The sequence below is a fragment of the Microvirga flavescens genome (genome assembly GCF_003290125.1).
Lineage (GTDB): Bacteria > Pseudomonadota > Alphaproteobacteria > Rhizobiales > Beijerinckiaceae > Microvirga > Microvirga flavescens.
Window position 1 is genome coordinate 1 of record NZ_QMKH01000015.1, and the last position, 7,272, is coordinate 7,272.

A 7,272-nucleotide genomic window follows, 5' to 3' on the forward strand; every position below is an offset into this window, starting at 1 on the left:
GTTCACGATCCTGAACTTGCCGTCCGCGCTGATCTGGCCGTTCGAACCTGCCTGAGCGCTCTGGAACGTATAGGTGATCGTCTGACCGTCACCATCCGTCGCCGCCAGGGTATGAACCAGTGCGTTGTTCCCCGAGCCCTCATTGATGTTCACGTTGCCCGACGGAGCCGGCGGCGCCAGATTGACGTTCTTGACCGTGATGTTGACCGTGCCGGTGGCCGTGGCGTTCGCCGCTCCCGAGCCGTCGTTGGCGACAACCGCATAGCCGGCGGTCACGTCCGCCGACACATCCGCGAGCGTCCCGTTCACGACGATCGTGTTGTTCACGATCCTGAACTTGCCGTCCGCGCTGATCTGGCCGTTCGAACCTGCCTGAGCGCTCTGGAACGTATAGGTGATCGTCTGACCGTCACCATCCGTCGCCGCCAGGGTATGAACCAGTGCGTTGTTCCCCGAGCCCTCATTGATGTTCACGTTGCCCGACGGAGCCGGCGGCGCCAGATTGACGTTCTTGACCGTGATGTTGACCGTGCCGGTGGCCGTGGCGTTCGCCGCGCCGGAACCGTCGTTGGCGACGACCGCATAGCCGGCGGTCACGTCCGCCGACACATCCGCAAGCGTCCCGTTCACGACGATCGTGTTGTTCACGATCCTGAACTTGCCGTCCGCGCTGATCTGGCCGTTCGAACCTGCCTGAGCGCTCTGGAACGTATAGGTGATCGTCTGACCGTCACCATCCGTCGCTGCCAGGGTATGAACCAGTGCGTTGTTCCCCGAGCCCTCATTGATGTTCACGTTGCCCGACGGAGCCGGCGGCGGCGTGTTGGCCACTGTCGTGTTCTTGACTGTGATGGTGACCGTGCCGGTGGCCGTGGCGTTCGCCGCGCCCGAACCGTCATTGGCGATGACCGCATAGCCAGTGGTCACATCCGCCGTCACATCGGCGAGCGTCCCGTTCACCACGATCGTGTTGTTCACGATCTTGAACTTGCCGTCCGCGCTGATCAGCCCGCTCGAGCCAGCCTGGGCGCTCTGGAACGTATAGGTGATCGTCTGCCCGTCGGCATCCGTCGCCGCCAGGGTGTGGACCAGCGTGTTGTTCCCCGAGCCCTCGTTGATGTTCACGCTGCCCGACGGGGTCGTCGGCGCCAGATTGACGTTCTTGACCGTGATGTTGACCGTGCCGGTCGCCGTGGCGTTCGCCGTGCCCGAACCGTCGTTGGCAACGACCGCATAGCCGGCGGTCGCGTCCGCCGTCACATCGGCGAGAGTTCCGTTCACGACGATCGTGTTGTTCACGATCTTGAACTTGCCGTCCGCGCTGATCAGCCCGTTCGAGCCCGCCTGGGCGTTCTGGAACGTGTAGGTGATCGTCTGCCCGTCGGCATCCGTCGCCGCCAGAATATGAACCTGCGTGTTGTTCCCTGAGCGCTCGTCGATATTCACGTTGCCCGACGGAGCTGGCGGCGCCGTGTTGGGCGCTGTCGTGTTCTTGACCGTGATGGTAACCGTGCCGGTGGCCGTGGCGTTCGCCGCCCCCGAGCCGTCGTTGGCGATGACCGCGTAGCCAGTGGTCACATCCGCCGTCACATCGGCAAGCGTCCCGTTCACGACGATCGTGTTATTCACAATCTTGAACTTGCCGTCCGCGCTGATCAGGCCATTCGAGCCAGCCTGGGCGCTCTGGAATGTATAGGTGATCGTCTGGCCGTCGGCATCCGTCGCCGCCAGGGTGTGGGCCAGCGTGTTGTTCCCCGAGCCCTCGTTGATGTTCACGCTGCCCGACGGGGTCGTCGGCGCCAGATTGACGTTCTTGACCGTGATGTTGACCGTGCCGGTCGCCGTGGCGTTCGCCGTGCCCGAACCGTCGTTGGCGATGACCGCATAGCCAGTGGTCACGTCCGTCGTCACATCGGCCAGCGTCCCGTTCACGACGATCGTGTTGTTCACGATCTTGAACTTGCCGTCCGCGCTGATCAGCCCGTTCGAGCCCGCCTGGGCGTTCTGGAACGTATAGGTGATCGTCTGGCCGTCACCATCCGTCGCTGCCAGGGTATGAACAAGCGTGTTGTTACCCGAGCGCTCGTCGATGTTCACGCTGCCCGACGGCGTCGCCGGTGCGCGGTTGACGTTCTTGACCGTGATGGTAACCGTGCCGGTGGCCAACGCGTTCGCCGCCCCCGAACCGTCATTGGCGACGACCGCATAGCCGGCGGTCACGTCCGCCGTCACATCGGCCAGCGTCCCGTTCACGACGATCGTGTTGTTCACGATCTTGAACTTGCCGTCCGCACTGATCAGCCCGTTCGAACCCGCCTGGGCGTTCTGGAACGTGTAGCCAATTGTCTGCCCGTCGCTGTCCTTTAGCGCCAGGGTGTGAACAAGCGTGCTGTTCCCAGAACGCTCGTCGATGTTCACGCTGCCCGACGGAGCCGGCGGCGCCGTGTTGGCAGGCCCTTCGATAAGGTCGTTAAGTTCGACGTCTACGACAGCTTGATGCATTAGTGTCGCACCATTGTAGAACTTGAACGTAATTTGATCGAAGTACCCTTCATAGGCAGGGTCCTCGAAATCGAAATTTGTATTGCCCCCGTTAAGGGCAACCAAGAAGTATTCATTGCCCTCCTTTAGTATTCCAAAGCGCCCACTATAATCATTCTCAGCAACAATGGTGAAATTTGTACTCGGGACGTCGATGCCTACGAGTTTTCCAATTTTTGTGCCGGTCACGATATTTTCGTTAATACCAACAGCAAAATTACCGATCTGTCGGCCACCATCCGTCGAAACGGCTTGAATGGTTAGATTCTGGGGCATCTTGGACTTCCTTTTAAAATCTCATATCGGGAGACGCAGCTGGCATGGAGCCGCTCTCGTTTGGGACCTCAGACCACAAAGAAGCAGTCGCTGGTCAGGGTTGGTTTGTTGCTGAGAGTTGCAAAATGCCGCGCTGCCGCGCTGCCGCTACCGTCGCTGTCGTAGAACAGCATTCCGGTTGCCTGGTCGTAGATGATGCGATCATCTGCATCATTCGCTGCGGTTCCAAGCACGAAGGCTGCGGAGCTAAGCGGCTTGCTGGCTTCACCTTCGGCGAAGGACGTGAAAATCGACCTTGCAAGATGAATCTTATCTGCAGCGACATCAAAGTCGACGATCGTATCGACATTAGTGGTTGAAAGACGAGAGTCGAAGAGGAAAACATCGTTCCCCGCGCCACCGGTCAACCGGTCCGCCTCAGTTCCGCCAGACAAGGTATCGTTCCCATCGGCACCATCGAGACGGTCTTTTCCGCCGCCGCCACGAATGACGTTGTCATCGGCAGTACCTGTCACACGTTCTGTTAGAATGTTCTCGATGGCGACCGTGAAGGACTTTTCAACAACGCCACCCTTTCCATCCGAAACTCGGACAGTAAACGTAAAGTCACGCGTCTCCGATTGCTCGAAGTCGATCTTGGTGTGATCTTTTACTTTGATATCCACGCCATCAAGATAGATGGCGCCATTGGCATTATCGATGAGTTCATAGGTCAAGGCATCCCCATCGGGATCCTCTGCTGACAATCGGCCGACATTGAGCCCCACGCCAAGATGCTCACGGACGAAAGTGTCCGAGAACTGAATGTTTGTCGGAGGCCCGTTCAAGATCCCACCATCATCCACGATCACATGCTCGATGCCGTTGGCCAAGAGCGTGTCCCTGTAGGCATCGCGCTCCGCGGCCGAGGCGAAGTCCACGGTGTAGATGTAGGCGGTATCTTCCCCGCCGACTTGTGCATCGTGATCCTCAACAACCACATCGCCCTTGTTACGGATGATGTAGATGTCGTTGCCCGCGCCACCCTCGAGCCGGTTCGGAGCATCTGCCCCGCCGATCAGGGTGTCGTGACCAGCCCCGCCGATCAGAGTGTCCGAACCGACACCACCCTCGAGTAGATCGTCATTGTTCCCACCATAAAGCCAATCGTCATCAGCCCCGCCGCGAAGCGTGTCGTTGCCGTCGCCGCCGGAGATCGTGTCATTACCGCCGCCGCCTTCAAGCGTGTCGGCCGCGTCATTGCCGATGAGGGAATTTGCGGCGCTGTTGCCGATCACATGAACGTTCGCATAACTGCCGTTAATCCGCGCGATCTCGATCCCCTCCGCAAGGGAATACGTGCCAGACGCCATGATATAGACGGCGTCTCGAGTACCGCCGTTATCGACGACAGTGTCGTTTGCATCGATATAGTAGGTATCGTTACCTTCGCCGCCGACCAGATGGTCCGCACCTGCGCCGCCCATGAGGATGTCATTGCCGGCACCGCCCTCCAGAGTGTCGTCTCCGTCGTTGCCCTGGAGAAGATCGTCGCCGTCACCACCCTTGAGCGTGTCATTGCCCTGACCACCAATAATGGAGTTGTTCAGGTTGTTGCCCGTGATCGAGACGCCGAAGGTGACCCCTTCACCGACCTCGAGCCATTCGACACCAGCGCTGTTCTGCAGTTCGAAGCTGCTTGTGAAGATATAGGCTCGATCGGTTCCGCCGGAGAGATCCGTGCTCTCGACGATAACGTCGCCCATATCGCGGATGTAGTAGACGTCATTGCCGTCCCCGCCGGTGAGAATGTCGTCTCCGGCCCCGCCATCCAGCGTGTCGTCGTCGCTGCCGCCGTTCAGTACGTCGCTGCCATCGCCGCCATTGAGGGAATCGTTGCCGGCACCGCCATTGAGGATGTCATTGCCAACCCCGCCGACGATCGTGTTGGCCAGGCTGTTGCCCGTGATCGAGACGCCGGAAGTGACGTTCTGGCCGACCTCGAGCCACTCGACGCCAACACCATCCTGCAGCGTGAAGCTGTTAGCAAAGACGTAGACCTTGTCGTCTCCGCCGGAGAGATCGGTGCTCTCAACGATAATATCGCCCGCATCGCGGATGTAATAGACGTCATTACCGTCGCCACCGGCGAGGGTGTCATCCCCAGCACCGCCTTCAAGCGTGTCGTCGCCGCTGCCGCCGTTCAGAACGTCGTTGTTATCGCCACCATCGAGGGAGTCATTGCCACCATCGCCGTTTAGGATGTCGTTTCCGGCGCCGCCACTGAGGGAGTCGGTTCCTTCGCCAGCATTGATGGTGTCGTTGTCGGCACCGCCAATCAGAAGATCGTGACCGCCATAACCATTGATGACATCGTTCCCTCTTCCGCCATCGAGAGTGTCGTTACCTTCCGAGCCTTCGAGCGTTTCGTCGTCGTCATCACCAGTTTCGACAATACCATCAATGACAATGACGGTCTCGATCCCCTTCTCGTTCTTCAGCTTATTAACGTAGTCATTGAGAGCGGCTGCATCGCCGTTAAAGGTATAACCGAGGACGTAGGCGGTATCGTTCCCGCCGTCGTCCACTTCCACGTTGTCGCCTGCGCCGACATAATAGACGTCGTCGCCAATACCGCCGGATAGCGTATTGTGCCCGACGCCCGCCTTCAGCGTGTCGTTGCCACTGCCGCCGATCAGCGTGTTGTCGCCGCCGCCGCCGATCAGAACGTCATCATTGATGCCGCCATCGAGCTTGTCGTTACCGGCTCCGCCGTAAAGCGTATCATTGCCGATCCCGCCATCGAGGACGTCGTTACCACTACCGCCTTCGAGGTGATCGTCACCACCACCGCCGTAGATCGTATCGTTGCCGTCGCCGCCATCCAGGGTGTTGGAGGCATTACTGCCGGTGAGTTCATTATCGGCCCCGTTGCCGATCAGATAAACCGCTCCGGCCTGCGAGCCGACCTTCCCATTCTCGATTCCGACTCCAAGCGTGTATGTGCCGGGTGCCGTAACGATCACCGTGTCCTTACCGCCCGTATCGGTAACGGTGTCGTCCATATCGATATAATAGGTATCGTCGCCATCACCTCCTCGCAGGTCGTCCGCTCCGCCTCCACCATCAAGCGTATCGTTGCCACTTCCACCGTCGAGCGTATCCGCTCCGTCACCACCTCTCAGGCTGTCATTGCCGCCTTCGCCGAATAAGAGGTTGCCGCCATTATTGGAGATAATCGTGTTGTCGAGCTGGTTTCCGTGGAGTTCAATTCCGCCGCCGGCATCCCCCTCAAGGATGATGGTCTCGACATACACATTCGCACCGAGTGTGTAGTCATCGCTGGCGTAGATCGTGTCATCACCTTCACCGTCAGCTTCGACGATCGTGTCGTTTCCGCTCACGTAATAGACATCGTCGCCTTTACCACCAACCAGGGAGTCGACACCGAGGCCGCCATTGAGCGTGTCGTTGCCGCCACCGCCGATGAGCGTGTCGTCGCCGGCTCCGCCGTCCAGCGAGTTGTCGCCAGCATGACCCGTCAGCACGTTGTCCGAGCCGTTGCCGGTCAGGTCGACCCGCGTGCCCGTCGCCACGCTCGAGCGCACCTCGGCGTCCTCAAGGCCGGCGCCCAGCGTGTAGCTGATCGTCGTGACCACCTTGTCGCGACCGCCCGCATCCGTGATCGTATCGCCGGCATCGTCCACATAATAGGTGTCGTTGCCCGTGCCGCCGACCATGCTGTCCGCGCCAAGACCACCCTCGAAGGTGTCGTTGCCGCCGTTACCGATGAGCGTGTCGTTGCCCGCCCCGCCGTCGAGCGAGTTCGCTCCGGCATGGCCCGTCAGCACGTTGTCCGAGCCGTTGCCGGTCAGGTCGACCCGCGTCCCCGCCGCCACGCTCGAACGCACCTCGGCATCCTCGAGGCCGGCGCCCAGCGTGTAGCTGATCGTCGTGACCACCTTATCGCGACCGCCCGCATCGGTGATCGTGTCGCCGGCATCGTCAACGTAGTAGGTGTCGTTGCCCGTGCCGCCGACCATACTGTCGGCACCGAGCCCACCCTCGAAGGTGTCGTTGCCGCCGTTGCCGATGAGCGTGTCGTTGCCCGCCCCGCCGTCGAGCGAGTTGGCGCCGGCATGGCCCGTCAGCACGTTGTCCGAGCCGTTGCCGGTCAGATCGACCCGCGTCCCCGCCGCCACGCTCGAGCGCACCTCCGCATCCTCGAGACCCGCTCCCAGCGTGTAGCTGATCGTCGTGACCACCTTATCGCGACCGCCCGCATCGGTGATCGTGTCGCCCGCATCGTCAACGTAGTAGATGTCGTTGCCCGTGCCGCCGACCATGCTGTCCGCGCCAAGGCCGCCCTCGAAGGTGTCGTTACCGCCGCCGCCGATGAGCGTGTCGGCCCCTGAGCCGCCGTCCAGCGAGTTGGCGCCCGCATGGCCTGTCAGCACGTTGTCCAAGCCGTTGCCG

The 7,272-nt window shown here is 60.6% G+C and carries 1 protein-coding gene and 1 pseudogene; both read right to left on the minus strand.

The annotated features are described in order from the left end of the window. Positions 1–2,817, minus strand: a 2,817-nt coding sequence (locus tag DQW91_RS16310; RefSeq protein WP_157961491.1) for an Ig-like domain-containing protein, incomplete at its 3' end; no start/stop codon positions are given. A 68-nt stretch (positions 2,818–2,885) separates the two neighbouring features. After that, positions 2,886–7,272 (minus strand): annotated as a pseudogene (locus tag DQW91_RS17120) (hypothetical protein); the annotation flags it as partial.